This is a genomic window from Sandarakinorhabdus glacialis (assembly GCF_014643455.1).
In the GTDB taxonomy this organism is placed as follows: domain Bacteria; phylum Pseudomonadota; class Alphaproteobacteria; order Sphingomonadales; family Sphingomonadaceae; genus Sandarakinorhabdus; species Sandarakinorhabdus glacialis.
In genome coordinates this window covers 165,426-182,605 of sequence record NZ_BMJM01000007.1, presented here as the reverse complement: position 1 = coordinate 182,605, position 17,180 = coordinate 165,426, and the positions used below count along the sequence as shown (strand labels likewise).

At 64.6% G+C, this 17,180-nt stretch carries 18 protein-coding genes, 1 tRNA gene and 1 pseudogene; 9 read left to right on the top strand and 11 right to left on the bottom strand.

The window, feature by feature from the left end; translation table 11 throughout:
* On the top strand, positions 1-127 hold a 127-nt coding region (locus IEW98_RS11460; RefSeq protein WP_188761460.1), incomplete at its 5' end, for a transposase.
* A 129-nt stretch (positions 128-256) separates the two neighbouring features.
* Here the strand turns inward: IEW98_RS11460 and IEW98_RS11455 are convergent.
* Positions 257-427 (bottom strand): hypothetical protein, encoded by a 171-nt coding sequence (locus tag IEW98_RS11455; protein WP_188763081.1) that lies wholly within the window; start codon positions 425-427, stop codon positions 257-259.
* Positions 428-527: 100 nt separating this feature from the next.
* On the opposite strand from IEW98_RS11455, the gene IEW98_RS11450 reads away from it, so the two are divergent.
* The 3 genes from IEW98_RS11450 to IEW98_RS11440 are packed head-to-tail and all read left to right on the top strand — an operon-like array spanning position 528 to position 2,842.
* Positions 528-683 carry a hypothetical protein gene (locus IEW98_RS11450; RefSeq protein ID WP_188763080.1) on the top strand — a complete coding sequence of 52 codons (156 nt, stop codon included), beginning with the start codon at positions 528-530 and terminating at the stop codon, positions 681-683.
* A gap of 1 nt (position 684) precedes the next feature.
* A complete protein-coding gene (locus IEW98_RS11445) occupies positions 685-1,158 on the top strand; it encodes a DUF2924 domain-containing protein (protein WP_188763079.1) in 474 nt (157 codons plus the stop codon).
* Positions 1,151-2,842 (top strand): recombinase family protein, encoded by a 1,692-nt coding sequence (locus IEW98_RS11440; protein ID WP_188763078.1) that lies wholly within the window; start codon positions 1,151-1,153, stop codon positions 2,840-2,842. Before IEW98_RS11445 ends, IEW98_RS11440 begins: the two co-directional genes overlap by 8 nt.
* A gap of 215 nt (positions 2,843-3,057) precedes the next feature.
* Here IEW98_RS11440 and IEW98_RS11435 read toward each other — a convergent pair.
* From IEW98_RS11435 to IEW98_RS11420, 4 genes are all read right to left on the bottom strand, one after another.
* Positions 3,058-3,144: transfer RNA gene (locus IEW98_RS11435), tRNA-Leu, on the bottom strand.
* A 227-nt stretch (positions 3,145-3,371) separates the two neighbouring features.
* On the bottom strand, positions 3,372-4,592 hold the full coding sequence (locus IEW98_RS11430; RefSeq protein WP_188763077.1) for an acyl-CoA dehydrogenase family protein: 1,221 nt from the start codon (positions 4,590-4,592) through the stop codon (positions 3,372-3,374).
* A 116-nt stretch (positions 4,593-4,708) separates the two neighbouring features.
* Positions 4,709-5,182 (bottom strand): saccharopine dehydrogenase family protein, encoded by a 474-nt coding sequence (locus IEW98_RS11425; RefSeq protein ID WP_188763076.1) that lies wholly within the window; start codon positions 5,180-5,182, stop codon positions 4,709-4,711.
* Entirely contained in the window at positions 5,179-5,685 is a 507-nt protein-coding gene (locus IEW98_RS11420; RefSeq protein ID WP_279380370.1) for a DNA glycosylase AlkZ-like family protein, read from the bottom strand. Before IEW98_RS11420 ends, IEW98_RS11425 begins: the two co-directional genes overlap by 4 nt.
* A gap of 325 nt (positions 5,686-6,010) precedes the next feature.
* On the opposite strand from IEW98_RS11420, the gene IEW98_RS16510 reads away from it, so the two are divergent.
* A complete protein-coding gene (locus IEW98_RS16510) occupies positions 6,011-6,394 on the top strand; it encodes a hypothetical protein (protein WP_243450715.1) in 384 nt (127 codons plus the stop codon).
* A complete protein-coding gene (locus IEW98_RS11415; RefSeq protein WP_371870771.1) occupies positions 6,355-7,137 on the top strand; it encodes an SPL family radical SAM protein in 783 nt (260 codons plus the stop codon). The genes IEW98_RS16510 and IEW98_RS11415 overlap by 40 nt, the downstream gene beginning before the upstream one ends.
* A gap of 32 nt (positions 7,138-7,169) precedes the next feature.
* Here IEW98_RS11415 and IEW98_RS11410 read toward each other — a convergent pair whose 3' ends face one another.
* Together IEW98_RS11410 and IEW98_RS16505 are read right to left on the bottom strand one after the other, a co-directional pair.
* On the bottom strand, positions 7,170-8,186 hold the full coding sequence (locus IEW98_RS11410) for an aldo/keto reductase (protein WP_188763075.1): 1,017 nt from the start codon (positions 8,184-8,186) through the stop codon (positions 7,170-7,172).
* Between the two features lie 116 nt (positions 8,187-8,302).
* Positions 8,303-8,563: pseudogene (locus IEW98_RS16505) on the bottom strand (alpha/beta hydrolase); the annotation flags it as partial.
* A 15-nt stretch (positions 8,564-8,578) separates the two neighbouring features.
* Between IEW98_RS16505 and IEW98_RS16500 the strand changes: the two are divergent.
* The gene (locus IEW98_RS16500; protein ID WP_243450722.1) at positions 8,579-8,800 is read left to right on the top strand and encodes a hypothetical protein; all 222 of its coding nucleotides are present in this window, start codon (positions 8,579-8,581) and stop codon (positions 8,798-8,800) included.
* Positions 8,801-8,851: 51 nt separating this feature from the next.
* On the opposite strand, the gene IEW98_RS11400 is transcribed toward IEW98_RS16500, so the two are convergent.
* Together IEW98_RS11400 and IEW98_RS11395 are read right to left on the bottom strand one after the other, a co-directional pair.
* A complete protein-coding gene (locus IEW98_RS11400) occupies positions 8,852-9,241 on the bottom strand; it encodes a hypothetical protein (RefSeq protein ID WP_188763073.1) in 390 nt (129 codons plus the stop codon).
* Positions 9,242-9,712: 471 nt separating this feature from the next.
* Positions 9,713-12,001: a TonB-dependent receptor gene (locus tag IEW98_RS11395; RefSeq protein ID WP_188763072.1), complete on the bottom strand. Its 2,289-nt coding sequence runs from the start codon at positions 11,999-12,001 to the stop codon at positions 9,713-9,715.
* Between the two features lie 143 nt (positions 12,002-12,144).
* Between IEW98_RS11395 and IEW98_RS11390 the strand changes: the two genes are divergently transcribed.
* Positions 12,145-13,665, top strand: a complete 1,521-nt coding sequence (locus IEW98_RS11390) for an alkaline phosphatase D family protein (protein WP_188763071.1) — start codon at positions 12,145-12,147, stop codon at positions 13,663-13,665.
* A 6-nt stretch (positions 13,666-13,671) separates the two neighbouring features.
* Here the strand turns inward: IEW98_RS11390 and IEW98_RS11385 are convergent, their stop codons facing one another.
* Both IEW98_RS11385 and IEW98_RS11380 read right to left on the bottom strand, forming a co-directional pair.
* A complete protein-coding gene (locus IEW98_RS11385; RefSeq protein WP_243450713.1) occupies positions 13,672-15,990 on the bottom strand; it encodes a TonB-dependent receptor domain-containing protein in 2,319 nt (772 codons plus the stop codon).
* 305 nt (positions 15,991-16,295) lie between these two features.
* Positions 16,296-16,817: a DUF1993 domain-containing protein gene (locus IEW98_RS11380; RefSeq protein WP_188763070.1), complete on the bottom strand. Its 522-nt coding sequence runs from the start codon at positions 16,815-16,817 to the stop codon at positions 16,296-16,298.
* A 209-nt stretch (positions 16,818-17,026) separates the two neighbouring features.
* On the opposite strand from IEW98_RS11380, the gene IEW98_RS16785 reads away from it, so the two are divergent.
* The gene (locus IEW98_RS16785) at positions 17,027-17,158 is read left to right on the top strand and encodes a hypothetical protein (protein ID WP_279380368.1); all 132 of its coding nucleotides are present in this window, start codon (positions 17,027-17,029) and stop codon (positions 17,156-17,158) included.
* Positions 17,159-17,180 lie beyond the last annotated feature (22 nt).

Here is a 17,180-nt window from a genome sequence, read left to right as displayed (position 1 = left end):
TAGCCGCATCGAGATCATGTTCGGCCGCCTCAAGGACTGGCGCCGCGTCGCCACCCGCTACGATCGATGTCCTACAGTCTTCTTCTCCGCCATCGCGCTCGCCGCAACCGTCATCTTCTGGCTCTGATCAACGAGTCCTGACCCTAGCGACCGACCGGCGCGTCTGAACGACGCTGGCCACCAGTTCAGCTCGACCGGTCCGCATCAATCATTTTCGGCTTCCGGAATCAGCCCAGGGTCGTCCCGATGACCGAGATCATGGCGCAAAGCCCACATTCCATTCGACTAGGGCGGCAATACGAGCATTGCTTATCGCATGAACGTGGCCGCCGTTGGGGGCAGTCTCCGCCTCGACCAGACGACTGGCGAGGCTGTGGGCGGTGGCAGGCGACGCTGGTGTCGTCTCGCTACCTAGGACAAGCATCATGACGGGCTCCCTAAATGGCAAGCTTACTGGTACTCCGATCGATCCCACAGGCTTGAGGACACGCTGTAGGCCAGCAACCAAGGACGCTGCTGTCGTGGGCATGCCAAACTGCGCTACGGGCGTAAGCCTGCTCGATCTGACGGCGTCGGCGCCCCATACGGCTCGGGCGGCACTCAGCGGCCCGCGCAAGCTCGGCTTGACTATCACCGGCAACAAGATCGACGGCGTCGCGCGCTACCCCATTGGTGCGGCCTGACATGTCCCGGCTCGACGACAAACTGGCGGGCTTGGCGACCTTGTCGCCCGCCCAGCTCCGTGCAGAATGGCAACGGTTGTATCGGGTGCCGGCACCCCGGGTCAGCGTAGACATGTTGGTCCGCGGCATCGCCTGGCAGCTGCAGGAGCGGGCGCTCGGCGGCTTGGCGCCCGCGGCCACGCGCGAGCTCAAGCGACTCGCGATGCGGGCAGGCGACGATACTAGCAGCTTGGCTGCAAAGCCCGCGTCGACCGTCGCCGCCGACCTGCGCCCCGGCACTACCTTGATGCGGTCATGGGGCGACCGCAACTGGTCGGTACTCATTACCGAGAACGGTCTGGTGTTCGAAGGCCGACAGTATGAGTCGCTCAGCAAGATCGCGCGCGAGATTACCGGAGCCCACTGGTCAGGACCAAGGTTCTTCGGGCTGAAAACCGCCGGCACCAAGCGGGTCAAGGATCTTGCGCATGCGTAAACCCGAACCTCCCGAACGCGGCCAACGCTGTGCCATCTATACCCGCAAGTCGACCGAGGATGGACTGGAGCAAGAGTTTAATAGCCTCGATGCCCAGCGCGAGGCATGCGCTGCCTATGTGCTGAGCCAACGCCACGAGGGCTGGACGCTGGTCTCCGACCTTTATGACGATGGTGGCTTCTCGGGCGGCAGCATGGAGCGGCCCGGCCTCAAACGCCTGCTCTCCGATATTCAGGCCGGTAAGGTCGACACCATTGTTGTCTATAAGGTTGACCGGCTGACCCGCAGCCTCGCCGACTTTGCCAAGATCGTCGATGTCCTCGATGCAGCTGGCGCCTCGTTCGTTAGCATCACACAATCGTTCAACACCACGACCAGCATGGGACGATTGACCCTCAACGTTCTGCTGTCGTTTGCCCAATTCGAGCGCGAGGTCACCGGTGAGCGCATCCGCGACAAGATCGCTGCCTCCAAGAAGAAGGGGCTGTGGATGGGCGGTCCAGTGCCGCTGGGCTATGAGGTCCAGGATCGCAAGCTGCTCGTCAACGAAGCCGAAGCCGCGACGGTGCGCCAAATCATGCAGCGCTACCTCGAAGTAGGCTCGGTTCGTGAACTGATCACCGTGTTGGCGCACGAGGGCCTGCGAACCAAGATCCAGTTGCGGACCTCGACCGGCCATCGCGGTGGCATCGCCTTCGCCCGCGGCAGCCTGTTCCACCTGCTCAAGAACCGCATTTACCTTGGCGAGATCGTCCATAAGGGCACGGCCTATCCCGGGGAACATGACGCCATCGTACCCCAGGAGCTTTGGGACCAGGTCCAAGCGAAGCTGGCCGACAATGGACCACGCCTGCAGCGTATTACCAACACCCGGCATGCAAGCCTTTTAGTCGGATTAGTGTGCGATGGCCTGGGCCGGCGGATGTCGCCGAGTCATGCCAACAAGGGCTCCAAGCGCTACCGCTATTATATCACCCACAGCGAAGCCGGCATCGATGCCGCCAACCCGGCCTGGCGGGTGTCAGCACACGATCTCGAACGTATCGTCATCAATCGGCTGCAAAGCTTCCTCAGCGACGGTGCAGCGGTCCACGCCGCCATCTGCACCGCCGTGCCGGACACGCGTCGCATGGATATTGCCATCACAGCGGCAGCGGACGCCGGCCTAGAACTTTGCAAATCGGCGTCGCCCGACCGATCGGTGATCCTCAACCGCTACATCGAGCGTGTGATGCTTGGCGACGGCCGAGTCGAAATCACCATGCGTCGGTCCAGCTTTCTGCCGAATGGGACCGATGCAGTCGGCCTCAACGACACACTTCTGCTGCAGGCACCAACAGCCCGGGTTCGCCGTGGCCATGAGGTGCGACTTATCATCCCCGCAAAGGCCAGTGAGGCGACGATCCAGCGCGACCACCAACTGGTTGACCTGATCGCCGAAGCCCATGCTCTACGCGGCTTGCTGATGGCCGCGCCCGACACTTCGATCGACCAGCTGGCTAAAGGCCAAGGACGCTGCCGTACCCATGTCGCCAAACTCATCAAGCTCAGCTACCTGGCGCCCGACATTGTCACGACGGTGCTCGAGGGTCGGCAGCCGCCTGCCCTCAATCGCCGCAAGCTGATGGCTGTCGATCTGCCGCTGCGCTGGACTGATCAGCGCATCCTCTTGGGCTGCGACTAGGCCCACGCCGCAGGGCGCGGCAAACGCCCCTCGTTCCGACTGCGGTTTGGAAACCGCCCGCAGAGATATCGCGAGATATCAGCGGGCGATTCGGCGTCTCAGAGACGCATCTGGCTGCAGTGCGTTTTGGAGGCCTGAGCAAACGCCCGGGAATTGGGGAATAAACTCGCCCCGGTCTCGCTGGGCTCGGGATAACCCCGGACCGGCTGACTGTTTGGTGCGGCCAAGAAGACTCGAACTTCCACGGCCTTTCGGCCACAACGACCTCAACGTTGCGCGTCTACCAGTTCCGCCATGGCCGCACGACCAAGTTGTCCAGAACCCTCGGGGCTCCGTCCGGTAGGAGGGGGCGGTTAGCAGCGCACCGCGCCTCATGCAAGCCGGATTACGCAAAAACTTCTTTATAAGAGCTTGGTCGCGGCAAAGCCGCGCCCGTCGTCAGACGAGTTCGGCCAGCGAGGCTGTCCGCCTCGCTGGCCGTGCTTGCGCCTGTCGGCGCGCATGAAACCCATGCGCGCCGCGTCGCTGCTCAGTTATACCGCCGCAGCTCGTTCTTCGCGATCGCCTGCCGATGCACCTCGTCCGGCCCATCCGCCAGCCGCAGGGTCCGCTGCCCCGCGTAACCGCTCGCCAGCCCGAAATCCTGGCTGACGCCGCCGCCGCCGTGCGCCTGGATGGCATGGTCGAAGATCAGGCACGCCATGTTCGGCGCCACCACCTTGATCATCGCGATCTCGTTCGCCGCCGCCTTGTTGCCGACCGTATCCATCAGGTACGCCGCCTTCAGCGTCAGCAGCCGCGACTGCTCGATGGCAATGCGCGAATCGGCGATCCGCTCGTGCCACAGGCTGTGCTCCGACAAAGGCTTGCCGAACGCCACCCGCGATTTGAGCCGCTTGACCATCTTCTCCAGCGCCCGCTCGGCCGCACCGATGCTGCGCATGCAATGGTGGATGCGCCCCGGCCCGAGCCGCCCCTGCGCGATCTCGAAGCCCTTGCCCTCGCCGAGGATCATGTTCGCCGCCGGCACCCGCACATTGTCGAGTATGACCTCGAAATGCCCATGCGGCGCGTCATCGTAACCGAACACCTTCAGTGCCCGGACCTTGGTGATTCCCGGCGCATCCAGCGGCACCAGGATCTGGCTCTGCTGGGCATGGCGCGGCGCATTCGGGTCGGTCTTGCCCATCACGATCGCAATCGAGCAGCGCGGATCACCGACCCCCGACGACCACCATTTGCGCCCGTTGATGACATATTCATCGCCCTGGCGAACGATCGACGTCTCGATATTGGTCGCATCCGACGACGCCACCGCCGGCTCGGTCATCAGGAACGCCGATCGGATCTCGCCGTCCATCAGCGGCCGCAGCCACTCCGACTTCTGCGCCTCCGTGCCGTAGGTCCGGAGCACTTCCATGTTGCCGGTATCGGGCGCCGAGCAATTGAACACTTCCGACGACCAGCCCGCCCGCCCCATCAGCTCGGCCAACGGCGCATATTCGAGGTTGGTCAGCCCCGGCCCCTTCCACTCGCCGACATCATGGTCGGACACATTCAGGAACAGGTTCCAAAGGCCCGCCTTCTTGGCATGCGGCTTCAGTTCCTCGATGACCGGCAGCACCTTCCAGCGCTCGCCCTCGCCGACTTCCTGTTCGTACCGCGCCTCGTTGGGATAGATGTGCTCGTCCATGAAGGCGCTGACCCGCTCGATCAAGGCCTTGGTCTTGTCGGTATATTCAAAAATCATGGACGTCTCTCCTATGGCTATCGCGGCTGTCCTGTCATGCCCAGCCACTCAAATCCAGCGACAAGATAAATAGGGGACACCGCGGGCCTATATCGTTTCGTCATGCTGAACTCGTTTCAGCATCCATCGCCATACCAAGCCCGAACTCGCCCCAGTATTTGCTGGTGCGCCGTCCTGGCGCCCTCGCTGCGGAAGCCGGTGACGATGGCTCGTGTTGCGAACAGCCGATCATAGTCGGCCAGATCGAGCGCGTGTGTTGCCGGTCGGGCGCCGGCGGCGGGCCGCTCGCCGGCAAGCAACTTGCGGATGATCCCTTCGATCGCCATCGATGGGATGAGCGGGCCGTCATCGCCCTCGGCCAGCAGATGCCAGCTTTGTTCGACCCGCTGACCATCGCGCAATCCGCTTGCTCGCACATACATGCCGCCACGATGTTCGCCGAACTTTATCAGGTTGAGCACGAAATGGAAAAGGCCGGACAACCGGACGAGCGAGGGCAAAGCCAATTTTGCCCACGCGATGGCCAGCAGGTTCAGAATGCGATGGAGAAATGCGGGTACCGGCCCTGCACCCATCCATATATCGGTCATTGCCGGATGTTCACCCGGAAGGACCTGGAGATCGGGCACATCGACGAGCGAGAAGCGAAGATTGCGGAGCGGCAGCCGACCGGGCACGTCGTCACCAGGCCGGCAAGAAACAGCCATTCGAGCGCGCGCTTGCCGTCGGACCAGCCCCACCAGCTGCCGGTCGCCCGGCCACCGTCCTCGAGGTCGCGTGCAGCGAGCGGGCCGCGCGCGTCTATTTCGCGCAGGACGGCGTCGATGAAATCGCGCCGCTCGCTGGCAAAGCGGCGCAGACCGACATAGCCGCTGACGAGGCCACGCGCGTCCGCCATGCGCCAGCGCAGCGCCGGCTGTAACTGGACGTCGATCAGCGATGCTTCATGGCCCCAATATTCGAACAGGCGGCGGGTCGGGCCGACGGTCATGGCCTCGAACGCTGCGGTGTCATAAGCGCCGAGGCGTGAATAGGCGGGCAGGTAATGCGCACGGGCGAGCACGTTGACCGAGTCGATCTGGACCTGGCCCAGGCGGTCGACCAGGGCGGCCAGCCGGCCGGTGCACCGCGGTGCACCGGCCGCGGCGCGGCAAGGCCGATGGCCGACAGCGCGATCCGCCGGGCCTCGCGTGCCGACAGGGTCAATCTCATGTCAGGATCGGCTTTCGGCTCGACCGGCTTTCGCGTTCGACGAAAGCGGACTTTTCAGGATGCCGACAGGTGCTGCAAACGCGATCGCTGCACAAGCGGCATGGGTTGCAGCGCTTCAGACCGGCAGTCGCCATGGGGTGGTTGGCTTGAGGGTCGCACCCCTCGACTGGGCCTGAACCGATGCCCGCGACCAGCGTTGATCTGCCATGCCTTCAAGCCCGCACCTCAATCCGGACGCCGGCGACGGCGCTGTCGACCTCGACCATCCGATCATCTCGCCGGACGTCGGACCGACCCGTTTGTGGCGCCCCAAGCGCGTCCTGCTGTCGCGCGCGGCGCGCGACTGGTCGCATGGCCTGGCCATGGCGGAACGCTGCACGGCGCTCGGGATCGACGTCATCGAGCTTGCTTCCGACCGCCTGGGGCTTGCGGCCGACGCTTCATACGCCTTCGCCAAGTCCACGCTTGCCGTTACCGTTGCGCCGCCATCGAAGCTCAAGCTGCAGCCGATCGCGCCGTCTGCCGATTGGCGCCTCGACCTGGCCGAGGGATGCCCCATTGCAGCTACTGCTATCTTGCCGGGTCGCTGAAGGGTGCGCCGATCACCCGGGTATATGCGAACTTGCCCGAGATATTCGATGCCGCAGCCCGTCACCTCGGGCAGGGCCGGATTACGTCCCGTTCGGCAAGGCGTGCGCACGAGGGGACGACCTATGAAGCGTCCTGCTACACCGATCCGCTCGGTATCGAGCATCTGACCGGGTCATTGTCGGCCGCAATCGCGCAGTTCGGCGCGTGGCAAGCGGATGCGCAACTGCGGTTCACGACGAAGTTCGATGCCGTCGCGGCGCTGACCGGCGTCAGGCATCAACGGAGGACGCGCATGCGCGTCTCGCTGAACCCGCCATTGTTCGCTCGCTTCGAGGGCGGCACCGCGCCGGTGAAAGCGCGGCTGGCGGCCCTGCGCCGGATGGCGGATGCCGGCTATCGGATGGGCCTGACCATCGCCCCGATCATCGCGGCCGAAGGGTGGCAGGAGGCCTATGGCCAGCTGATTGCAGATGTCGCCGCGGTTCTCGACGGGGCGCCCGATCCCGACCTGACGATCGAGCTCATCACGCATCGCTATTCGGCGGGATCCAAGGCCGTGCTGGACAGCTGGTACCCGGGGTCGGCGCTCGACATGAGCAGCGACCGGCGGGCAGAGAAGCGGACGAAGTTCGGCAGCGTCAAGCATGTCTACGACAGGTCGACCATGATAGAACTGCGACGGTTTTTCGAACGCGCCATCGCCGAAAACCTTCCCGATGCACGCATACTTTACTGGACCTAGACGTGCCGCTTGCGGACACTGCAAATGGCACATCAGTTCATCGGGTACAGGATGTCCTTCGTTACCGCATCGCAGGCCTTCATCACTTCGTCCGACAGGGTCAGGTCTGCGGCGGCGAGGATATCGGGAAGCTGGTCGTCGCGGGCAACGCCGACGATGGTCGAGGCGACGAAGTCATGCTGCTTGCTCCATGCCGTTGCCAGCGTGACGGGGGCGATCCCGGCGTCGGCGGCGATGGCGATGAAACGCTCGGTGGAGGCGAGGGACTTTTCGTTGACGAAGCGCAGCGCCATCGCCGCCTGGCGGCCGCCCATTTCGAGATAGCGCGAGAAACGCGCGCCTTCGGGCCGGGCGCCGCCGTTGTATTTGCCCGACAATGTGCCGCCCCCGAGCGGGGAATAGGGGATCAGGCTGATTTGTTCCTGGCGGCAGACCTCGGCCAGGGCATCCTCGAACCGGCGATTGTTGAGGCTGAAATTATTCTGGATGGTTTCGTAGCGGGCGAGCCCCTCCAGCGCCGAGACGCCGAGGCTTTTCATCAGGCCCCAGGCGGTTTCGTTGCTGCAGCCAAGGACGCGGACCTTGCCGGCGGTGACGAGGTCGTCGAGGGCGCGCATCGCCTCCTCATAGGGCGTGCCATGGTCGGGCCAATGGGTCTGGTAGAGGTCGACATAGTCGGTTTGCAGGCGTTTCAGGCTGGCCTCGATGGCGCGGACGATGTTGTGGCGATCGAGCGCGGTCATGCCGGCGCGCTGCGAGGACTTGATCCAGCCGTGGCTGGGGCCGGAAACCTTGGTGGCGATGATGAGTTCGTCGCGGCGTTTGGTCTTCATCCAGCGGCCGACGATCTCCTCGGATACGCCGGCCCATTCCTCCTTGGGCGGCACCGGGTAGTTCTCGGCGGTGTCGAAGAAGTTGATGCCGGCGTCGAGCGAGGCATCGAGGACGCGATGGGCGGTGGCCTCGTCGGCCTGCGAGCCGAAGGTCATGGTTCCCATGCAGATGGCGGAAACATGGATGCCGCTACGGCCGAGTCGCTTGGTCTGCATGGAAAGCCCCTGTCATTGTGCCCTTGCGACTTGGGTGATCAGGCGGCCGCCGACAAGCACACGAAAATCAGAGCGAACATGATATCATGTGGGGGGCGATAAGCCCGACGTCCGCTTTATGCGCCAAATGCCAGATGCTTGTTCAGGAAACGCGCGATCGCACCGATAGCCGCCTGGCTTTCCGGACTGTGCATCTGCAGCGGATAGGCCTGGAAGGCGTGGGGCATGCCCTCGTATGGGTCGAGTATGGCGTCTTGGCCGGCATCGACCATTGCGCAATAGAGCCGGACGAAGTTGCTGAGGAAGATCTCGCGGGTGCCGCCCTGGATAAGGGTGGGCGGAAACCCCGCAGCGAAGTCGGCATAGATCGGCGAAACCTCGGGGGGCCGGTTATGATTGCACGTCCCGTGGTGCCGGCCCCGGCGGGGTGCACTTCGATGACCGGCACGCCGCCGAGCATCCTGTCGCTTGCTCGCCCGTCGAACGTCTCCGGCGCTGTGGCGGTGGCGATCAGCATCGGCGCATCGACGGCGGCTTGGGTACGGGCCCAACCCTCCCTGTCACCGAGTGCCGGCGTTGCCGGGATCTGCGCCGCGTCAGGGGCCGCGGCGTAAAATGCCTGCCACGCCGCCGACACCGTGTCGGGCGCGCTTGGCACCAATATTTCACGCCGAGCGCGAGGCCCAAGCGGCGCGGCTCAACGGGGAAGATATTAGTGAACAACCCCGATGATGCATCGGACAGAAATTGCCCGGTGACGGCGTTGTTGTCGAGCAGGTTCTGGGCATAGACCCGCGCAAACCAGCGGTCGTCGCGCCATTGAACTGGAGCGTGGCGTTGACGATGCCGTACGACGGAATCCGATCGATCGGGCGGTTGAAGACGCGCGAATAGGTGTTACCGGTCAGCGCATGGTCGATGCGCAGCACGGCGTTGAGGCCATCACCGCCGATGTCCCCCGCATATTGCGCCGAAGCGCGGACTGCAAACTGCGCAGTCCTGGCCTGCGCGGATGCCGTCTGGCCCAGCGAGACTGCCACCATGGCAATGACCATTCTATGCACTGTTTGCCCCCCGACGCTTTTCGACGACATCCTATCGCAGTTTATTGCGCAGTCCTGACGAAGAGATTCCCGGCGGCACAATTGGTGGTTTCTGATATGGTTAGGTTGAAGTCGGCCAAAATCACGTGCCGCGCAGCCATGTCGCGGATACCTGCCGCCTTGCACCCAGTGCATGGCTGGGTTGCAAGTTTGTGCACTGCACAAAGAAGGTTCGCAGCCGTAAATACAGTCCGTGGCCGTCGTTGACGGCGCTACGCTCGGATCGCCCACCCCCCCCGGGTGACCGAGTGTCAGGTTGCCGGTCGCTCCTCCCCCTTGAGGCCGGCAGCCCGATCCGCACACTGCCCGCTCCACCCCCCCCGGAGCCGCCAGTCCCTGCGGATCACATATTCGGGCCGGGCCTTGCCAACGCGAGGCCCGGCCCTTTTTTTTGGGCATGCTGCGGGTGGATGCGCCCGATCCTCAGAAGCGCTTGCGCACGGTGCCGAAGACCTGGCGCGGTGACCCCGCCTGCATGGTGTTGTTGATCGAAGTCTTGTTGTTGAAGAACTGGCCCGAGCCCAGTGCCGCGATATACTGCTTGTCGAACAAATTGACGGCGTTGACCTGGACTTCGAAGCCGGCGAGGCGGCCGGTTTCGGCAAAACGATAGCCGAGCGCCGCGTCGAACAGCACGAAGCCACCGACGGTCCGGTCGCCGGTGTAGGTGAGGTTGCGCTTCGACGTGTACGAGCCGGCGAAATTGCCGAAGACCTGGCCGTCGTCGTAGTTGACCTCGCCCTTGGCCAGGTGTGCCGGGGTGTCGACGGTGCGCATGCCCTTGGTCCGTACCAGCCCCGCGCCGTTGACGGTATTGTCGTCATAGCTGCTGTCGTTGTACGAATAGGAGCCGATCAGCGACAGCGCGCGGGCGATGCGATAGGTGGCGCCGATCTCGATGCCGCGGCTGGTGACGCTGCCAACGTTCTGCAGGACGCTGGGGTTGCCGAGGATGTTGGCGCCGCTGAACGCCGCCAGCAGGCGGTTGCTGAACTTGACGTCGTACAGCGCGACGACGCCGCGGACCGGGCCGAGGTCGAAACGCCAGCCGCCCTCGATGGTGCGCGACGTCTCGGGCTTGAGATTGTCGCGGATCGCCTCGAAACCGACCTGGGTGGTCCCGAACGGCCCGCGGAACGAGCTGATATAGGCGCGCATGTTCTCGGCGTAATTGGCGAAGAATTCCTGCTCGCCGGCCTTGAAGGTCGCGCCGATCTGCGGCTGGAACCAGTCGGTGGCGGCGATCTTGCCGTTGATGAATGGCGTGCCGAACTTGGTGGTGATGCCGTTTTCGACCCGCGCGCCCTTGAAGCCGCCGGCGATGGTGACCGCGTCGCTGACCTGCCAGCTGTCGCTGACGAAATACTGGTTGGTCAGGGTGGTCAGGTCGGTCAGGAAGTCGCTGCGGAACGGGTTGGTCAGCAATTCGGTGACGTCGGGGCGCACGGCGTCGCTGACGGCATAATAGCTGCGATCGGTGCGGGCTTCGTTTTCCTGGTGCCAATAGCCGAGCCGCAGGGTGTGGTCGCCGAGCCGGCCGGTGAGATTGGCGATGCCGCCGTCGCGATTGATGGCGTATTCGGTCGTGCGCACCGACAGCGGGAACCCGCCCGGGCTGGATACTGCCGGCGTATAGATGCCGCCGCTGCCGCGATCATAATGATGGTAATAGGTCGCCGATGCATCGAGCCAGTCGGTGAGCGGCAGCTTGAGCGCCAGCGCGCCGAGGACGTCCTCGCGAAAGCCGCCGCTGTCGTAATAGGTATCGTTGACGTTGGTGTAGGGGCTCGGGAACACGGTGCCCGCCGTCGGGAACGGCAACGGGCGCTTGGCGGCGTTGGCGGTCTGGTTGGCGCTGACCTGCGACATCAGCACGGCGGTGGCGAAATCGGGACGCAGGAAGTCGAGATCGTAGCCAAGCCGCGACAGGGTCGCCGGCGACAGGTCGACGTAGTTGCGCTCCTTGTGCATCGAATAATTGACCCAGCCGGTCAGCGTCCCGTCGCCGATATTCTGGACGATGCTGGCGTTGACCTTGCGGTCGGTCTGCTTGCCGTAGCCCTTCCACTTGTCGGCGTCGTGATAGACGCCCGACAGCGACAGGCGGGTGCCGGTCGACAGTTCGCCGCTGTCGAGGCGCGCGAACACATGGACGGTGTCGTTCATGCCGTAGGTGGCGTTGATCTCGCCGCCCAGATCCTCGGAAGGTCCACGCGACAGGAATTCGAGGTTGCCGCCAAGGTCGCTGGTGGAGGCGATGCCGAGGCCGCCGGCACCTTGCGAGAGCTTGACGCTGGCGATGTTCTCGGCGGCGATGGCGCGGCTCACGTGGAGCCCGTTATGGCCGTTGTAGAACATGTCGCCGAGCGGGATGCCATCGAGCGTATAGCCCATCTGGCTCTGGTTAAAGCCGCGCACCGACAGGCGGGTGCCGAGTTCATAGCTGCCGAACGGGTCGGCGCTTTGCAGCGCGACGCCGGGCAGGCGGGCGACGGCCTTCAGCGGCGAGCTGCCCGGCGGCAGGATCGCGATCGACCGCGCCGACAGCGTCTGTTCCTGGCGAACGACGCCGGTGCCGTACCCGACGATCTCGGCGTCCTCGGTGTCGGCAACCGCCGCCGTGGTCCGGGGCGCGGCATCCTGCGCCATGGCGACGGCCGGCATCAGCGCCGCGACACAGGCGGCCGTACGAAACACGAGCTTGCAGTTCATCGATTTACCTTTGGCGAAACTTCGCCGGACACCGGTGTCGCCAACGAGCGAACACGACGATCCCGTTACAAATTCACGACAATCGCGCGACATGGCGGTCGTTTTGTCACCAAGCCGACATATCGGCGCGGTACGGGTCCGGCATGTTCAGCCAGCCCCCCGCGCCGCTCTGGCACCGCCGCGCGGTGCTCACCGCCATGGCCGCGCTGTCGGCGGCGCCGGCCGTTGCGGTCGATCGCGGCGCGCGGACGCTGGCCGACCCGTTTGCGCTGGGCGTCGCCAGCGGCGACCCTGGCCTGGACGGCTTCGTGCTATGGACCCGGTTGGTCGGACCCGGCGCCGCGCCGCTGTTGGCCGGTGCGATCGTCGTGCGCTGCGAGATCGCGGCGGACGCGGGCTTTCGGCGCATCGTCCGGTCGCTGCGCGGCCTCGCCCGGCCCGAGGCCGCCCACGCCGTCCATATCGAAGTCGCCGGGCTGCAGCCGGGGCGGCCGTATTGGTATCGTTTCCACGCCATGAACGCGACGAGTCCGGCGGGGCGTGCCGCGACCGTGCCGCAGCGTGCCGACCGGCTGCGGCTGGCGGTGACCTCGTGCCAGCACTGGGAGCAGGCGCAGTTCGGCGTCTACCGCGACATCGTCGCCGCCGATCCCGACCTGATCATCCAGCTCGGCGATTATATCTACGAACAATCCTATGCCGGACAGGCCAAGGTACGGCACTTCGGAGCAGCGGACCCGGTCGATCTCGCCGGCTATCGCCAACGCCGCGCCCTGTACAAGACCGATCCCGAGTTGCAGGCCGCCCATCGCGCCGCGCCGTGGCTGGTCACCTGGGACGATCACGAAGTCCTCAACGATTACGCCAATCTCGCCAATCGCGAAGGGTTGGCGCCGGCCCTGTTCGCCCCGCGCCGGACCGCCGCCTACCAGGCCTATTTCGAGCACATGCCGATCCGGCCGAGCTTGTGGCGCAACCCCGGGTCGCCGCAACTGTACCGCGCTATCGATTGGGGAGATCTTGCCTCGCTTTCGGTGCTCGATACCCGGCAGTATCGCAGCGAGCCCCCGTGCGCAGCGCCCATGGTGGCCCGCAACACCCGGCTCGAGCATTGTGCCGAAGCGGCGGCGCCCGGCCGTTCGATCCTGGGTGCCGCCCAGGAAAACTGGCTCGCGGCACGGCTCGCGGCCGAGACGCGGCCGTGGACGCTGGTGGCGCAGCAGGTGTGCCTCGCGCCGCTATACCTCGATGGCAGGCACCGGGCGGTTTTCAGCGACCAATGGGACGGTTACGCCGCCAATCGAGCGCGGCTGCTCGCGCAACTGGGTGCGGTGCGCAATGCGGTCGTGCTCAGCGGCGATGTCCATTCATTCTGGCAGAACGACCTCAACGACGCGGCCGGCAAGCGCATCGGCACCGAGATCGTCACCTCCGCCCTCGGCGCGGCCTCACCGCCGGCAGGGCGTTTCGGCGATGTCGCCGCCAACAACCCGCACATCCGCTACAGCAACGTCGTCGACGCGGGCTATGTCCTGCTCGACATCGGCAAAACGCGGGCAGAGGTCGATTTTCGCGCGATCGCCGACCGGACCCTCGTTGCCAGTCTGGTCGCGTCGATCCGCAGGTCCGTCATCGAGGCAAGGCCCGCGCCGCTGCGGGGTTGAGGCCGGTCAGAAATCCTTGCGCGCCGTGACGAACCATTGCCGCGGCGCCGCGGCCAGCAGCGTCTGGTTGTCGCCGGCAAAGCCATAGCCGTTCGACCCGATGGTGGCGACGTAGCGCTTGTCGGTCACGTTGGTGACCGAGCCTTCGATGGCCAGCCCGTTCAGAAAGCCGTCGGTGCTGGTAAAACGGTAACCGACCTTGGCGTCGAAGATCGCCCGGCTGGGCACCGACTTGTCGTTCGAATAGGTGAAAAAGCGCTCCGACATGAAATTGCCATTGGCGCGCGCATAAAAGCCGTCGCTGTCGAGGGCGAGTTCGACATTGCCGATATGCTTGGGCGAATCGACGACGGTCTTGCCTTTGATGGCCTGGGTGATGACCCCGGCCGCATTGACGACATTGTCGCGATAGGTAGAATCGTTATAGGCATAGCTCGCTGTCAGCGTCAGCGGCTCGATGATCTTCCACGTCAGCCCCGCTTCGACGCCGACCGAGCGCACCGAGCCGACATTGGCGAGGATGACCGGGTTGCCGACGATGCCGGCGCCGGCCTGGGTGCCGAGGATGCGGTTCGAGAAATCGACGTAATAGCCGGCGACGACGCCGCGCACCGGCCCGAAGCCGAAGCGATAGCCGGCCTCGACGGTCTTCGATTTCTCGGGCTCGAGATTGGGGCGCAGTGCGGCGAACCCGGCCTGCGTGGTGGCGAACGGACCGGTCGTCGCCGAAGCACTGAAGGCCCGCTGGTTCTCGTTGTAGTTGGCGAAAATCTCGCCCGCGCTGCCGCCCAGCTTGTAGAGCACGCCGGCCTGCGGCAGGAAAAAATCCTCCGAGGTGATGTTGCCGAGTGCCAGCGCGCCGGTGACGATGTTCTCCCGAGCGCGCAGCTTGACGCTCTGGCCCTTGAAGGCCGCCGAGATCGAAAAACTGTCCGTCAGCTCGATCTGGTCCTGCACGGCATACTGGAATGTCTCGGTGTTGTAGGCATTGTCCCATTGCGACGCGAACGGCTTCGACTGGTAGGTCAGCGCCGTCGTGCTCGGCGTCGCCGTGCCCGACACGTCGTAGAACCGCCGCGCCTGGTTGAAATCATTGTTTTCCCACCACAGGCTGATCTTGACGGCATGGGCGCCGAGATCGGCGCTGACATTGCCGAGGAAGCCGATGCGCTCGATGCCGTATTCGGTGGTGCGAAATGAAATGTCGTTGCCCGACGGGCTGGCGACATAGGGGGTAAACCACGACCCCTGGCCCTTGTTGTTGTGGTAATAGCCCTGCACCGTCGCATCGAGCCGGTCGGTCAGCGGCACTTCGAGCTTCAACCCGCCGAGCCAGTCGCGGCGCAGGCCACCGGCGTCGTAATAGGCATCGTCGACGCTGGTGATCGGGCCGGGATAGACTTTGCCGGCAGTGTTGGGCCGCCGCGGCACGGCGCCGCCGACATCACCGCGATTGGCGGCAACCTGCGCGATCCGCAAGGCCAGCGGCCAGTCGCCCGAAACATTGTCCCAGTCATAACCGAGCCGGCCGATCTGTTCGAGCGACAGGTCCTGGTAATCGTTTTCGCGGCGATCGGTGTAGTTGACGAAACCGGTCATCTTGCCGCCGCCGCCGAAGTCATACGTCGCCTTGGCATTGACCTGGTGCGAATATTGCGTGCCGACGCCCTTCCACTTCCTGGCGTCGAGATAGGCATACGAAATATAGCTTCGAAAGCCGCCGATGTCGCCGCTGTCGATCGCGGCGAAGGCGCGGATGGTTTCGTTCGATCCATAGGTGAAATTGCCGGCGACCCCCAGGTCCGCCGACGGTTCGCGCGAGGTAAACTCGATGGTGCCGCCCAGGTTCGACGTGCTGGCCGTGCCGACTGCGCCTGCGCCCTGGCTGACCCGGACGCTGCCGACATTGTCCGAGATGATGGCGCGGCTGATGTGGAGGCCGTTGACGTTGCCATAGCTCATGTCGCCCAACGGCACGCCGTCGAAGGTGAAGCCGAGCTGGTTCTGGTTGAAGCCGCGAAGGCTGATCCGCGTCGACCATTCATAGACGCCGAACGGGTCGGCCGACTGGAAATTGACGCCCGGCAATTTTTCGATCGCCTTGAACGGGCTCGACCCGGCGACGGTCCGGCGCATGTCGAGCTGGGTGACCTCGGTGACCTGGCGGACTTCGCCGCGCCCGAAGACGATGATCTCGGCATCTTCGGTCCCGATTTCGGTGGCCGCGACCTGGGTGACGACGGGCGAGGTCTGGGCAGCGGCGTTAGCGGCGAAGGCCAGGCTGGCACCGGCGAGGATCAAGGCGCGGCAGGACATGTTCGTCATGTGGGTCACCAATCATCAAGGACAGGCGGCCGTTTCGCACCGGTATGTGACACTGTTGTTCAAGAATCATTGCAGATCGGCATTGTCGGGGGAGTGTTGCAACGCAGCAACAACCCCCGAAATGCTGCTGTTATGCCGTGTCTACGGCGTCATCAGGCTGTAACCTGAGCTGGCTAGTGGGGTCCCGCGGCGGCGATGTAATCCTTTCACCGCTTGTTTCGACTGCGTTGATCCTGCCCCAAAATCGCGCAAGGACTGGCCGGCTCGACCTTTATCGGTCGGCCGGCCACTTTCCCGCAGCGGCGCTAGCGCTTGATACGCGGAATTCCCATGAAATCGCGCTTGCCCAGCTTCACGCCCTGCGCGCGAAGGATCGCATACGCCGTTGTCGCGTGAAAATAGAAGTTCGGCTGCGAGAACGAGAGCAGGAAATTCGCCCCGGTAAACGGCATCACGGTCGCGCCGAAAGTGAACTGTGTATCGCTTTCCGCCAGCGCGTCGAAGGCGTCGCGATCGATCGCCTTCAGGCTTGCCATGGCCGTCTGCAAGACATCGTGCAGGCCGGCGAAATCGGTCGGCCACGGCGCCATGTCGGGCGAGAAGCTGCCGGCGCGCACGCCCTCGATGCCGCCCACCGAATGCGCCGCGCAGGATTTTACCTGATAGCCGAACGGCAGCATGTCGGGTGCGAGGCGCGTGTCGATCAGGTCGGCCGCCGCCTTGCCGTGCTCGGCGCAAAACGCCTCGGCTTTGCCGAGCAGTGCGTCGACGGCCCCCAGGATCTGCAGGTTCGACGGCACCACGGCATCGTAAAGGGAAATCGGCATGAATTTGCTTTCGTTGTTTCGCCAGCGTTATGCGGCCGGAATACGCCCCGGTCCACGCCGCACTTTGCCGGTAAAAACCGGCGTTCGATACTATGCAAATACTATGCCGATGCTGCCGGGTCGCGATTGAGCCGCAACGGCCGGGCGCCCCATATCGGCCGGAGGTGCCGGCCAGCCTGCGCCGTCGTCCCAAAGGATCGAGCGTCGCCATGAGCCACCGTGTTCGCCCCCATATCGGTCCGGCCGGATGTCCGCACCGGGCCGGCATGTTCCTGTTCCTCGCGGCAACCCTGGGTCCCGTCGCGGTCTTCGCCGCCATCATGGCATTCCTCGGCGCCTGACCCGAACCGGCCGCCCGGGCCG

Excerpts from the sequence above, each read along its gene's own strand:
- IEW98_RS11455 (WP_188763081.1), bottom strand. The coding sequence starts at position 427 with ATGATGCTTGTCCTAGGTAGCGAGACGACACCAGCGTCGCCTGCCACC.
- IEW98_RS11450 (WP_188763080.1), top strand. The coding sequence starts at position 528 with ATGCCAAACTGCGCTACGGGCGTAAGCCTGCTCGATCTGACGGCGTCG.
- IEW98_RS11445 (WP_188763079.1), top strand. The coding sequence starts at position 685 with ATGTCCCGGCTCGACGACAAACTGGCGGGCTTGGCGACCTTGTCGCCC.
- IEW98_RS11440 (WP_188763078.1), top strand. The coding sequence starts at position 1,151 with ATGCGTAAACCCGAACCTCCCGAACGCGGCCAACGCTGTGCCATCTAT.
- IEW98_RS11430 (WP_188763077.1), bottom strand. The coding sequence starts at position 4,592 with ATGATTTTTGAATATACCGACAAGACCAAGGCCTTGATCGAGCGGGTC.
- IEW98_RS11425 (WP_188763076.1), bottom strand. The coding sequence starts at position 5,182 with ATGACCGATATATGGATGGGTGCAGGGCCGGTACCCGCATTTCTCCAT.
- IEW98_RS16510 (WP_243450715.1), top strand. The coding sequence starts at position 6,011 with ATGCCTTCAAGCCCGCACCTCAATCCGGACGCCGGCGACGGCGCTGTC.
- IEW98_RS11415 (WP_371870771.1), top strand. The coding sequence starts at position 6,355 with ATGCCCCATTGCAGCTACTGCTATCTTGCCGGGTCGCTGAAGGGTGCG.
- IEW98_RS11410 (WP_188763075.1), bottom strand. The coding sequence starts at position 8,186 with ATGCAGACCAAGCGACTCGGCCGTAGCGGCATCCATGTTTCCGCCATC.
- IEW98_RS16500 (WP_243450722.1), top strand. The coding sequence starts at position 8,579 with ATGATTGCACGTCCCGTGGTGCCGGCCCCGGCGGGGTGCACTTCGATG.
- IEW98_RS11400 (WP_188763073.1), bottom strand. The coding sequence starts at position 9,241 with ATGGTCATTGCCATGGTGGCAGTCTCGCTGGGCCAGACGGCATCCGCG.
- IEW98_RS11395 (WP_188763072.1), bottom strand. The coding sequence starts at position 12,001 with ATGAACTGCAAGCTCGTGTTTCGTACGGCCGCCTGTGTCGCGGCGCTG.
- IEW98_RS11390 (WP_188763071.1), top strand. The coding sequence starts at position 12,145 with ATGTTCAGCCAGCCCCCCGCGCCGCTCTGGCACCGCCGCGCGGTGCTC.
- IEW98_RS11385 (WP_243450713.1), bottom strand. The coding sequence starts at position 15,990 with ATGACGAACATGTCCTGCCGCGCCTTGATCCTCGCCGGTGCCAGCCTG.
- IEW98_RS11380 (WP_188763070.1), bottom strand. The coding sequence starts at position 16,817 with ATGCCGATTTCCCTTTACGATGCCGTGGTGCCGTCGAACCTGCAGATC.
- IEW98_RS16785 (WP_279380368.1), top strand. The coding sequence starts at position 17,027 with ATGAGCCACCGTGTTCGCCCCCATATCGGTCCGGCCGGATGTCCGCAC.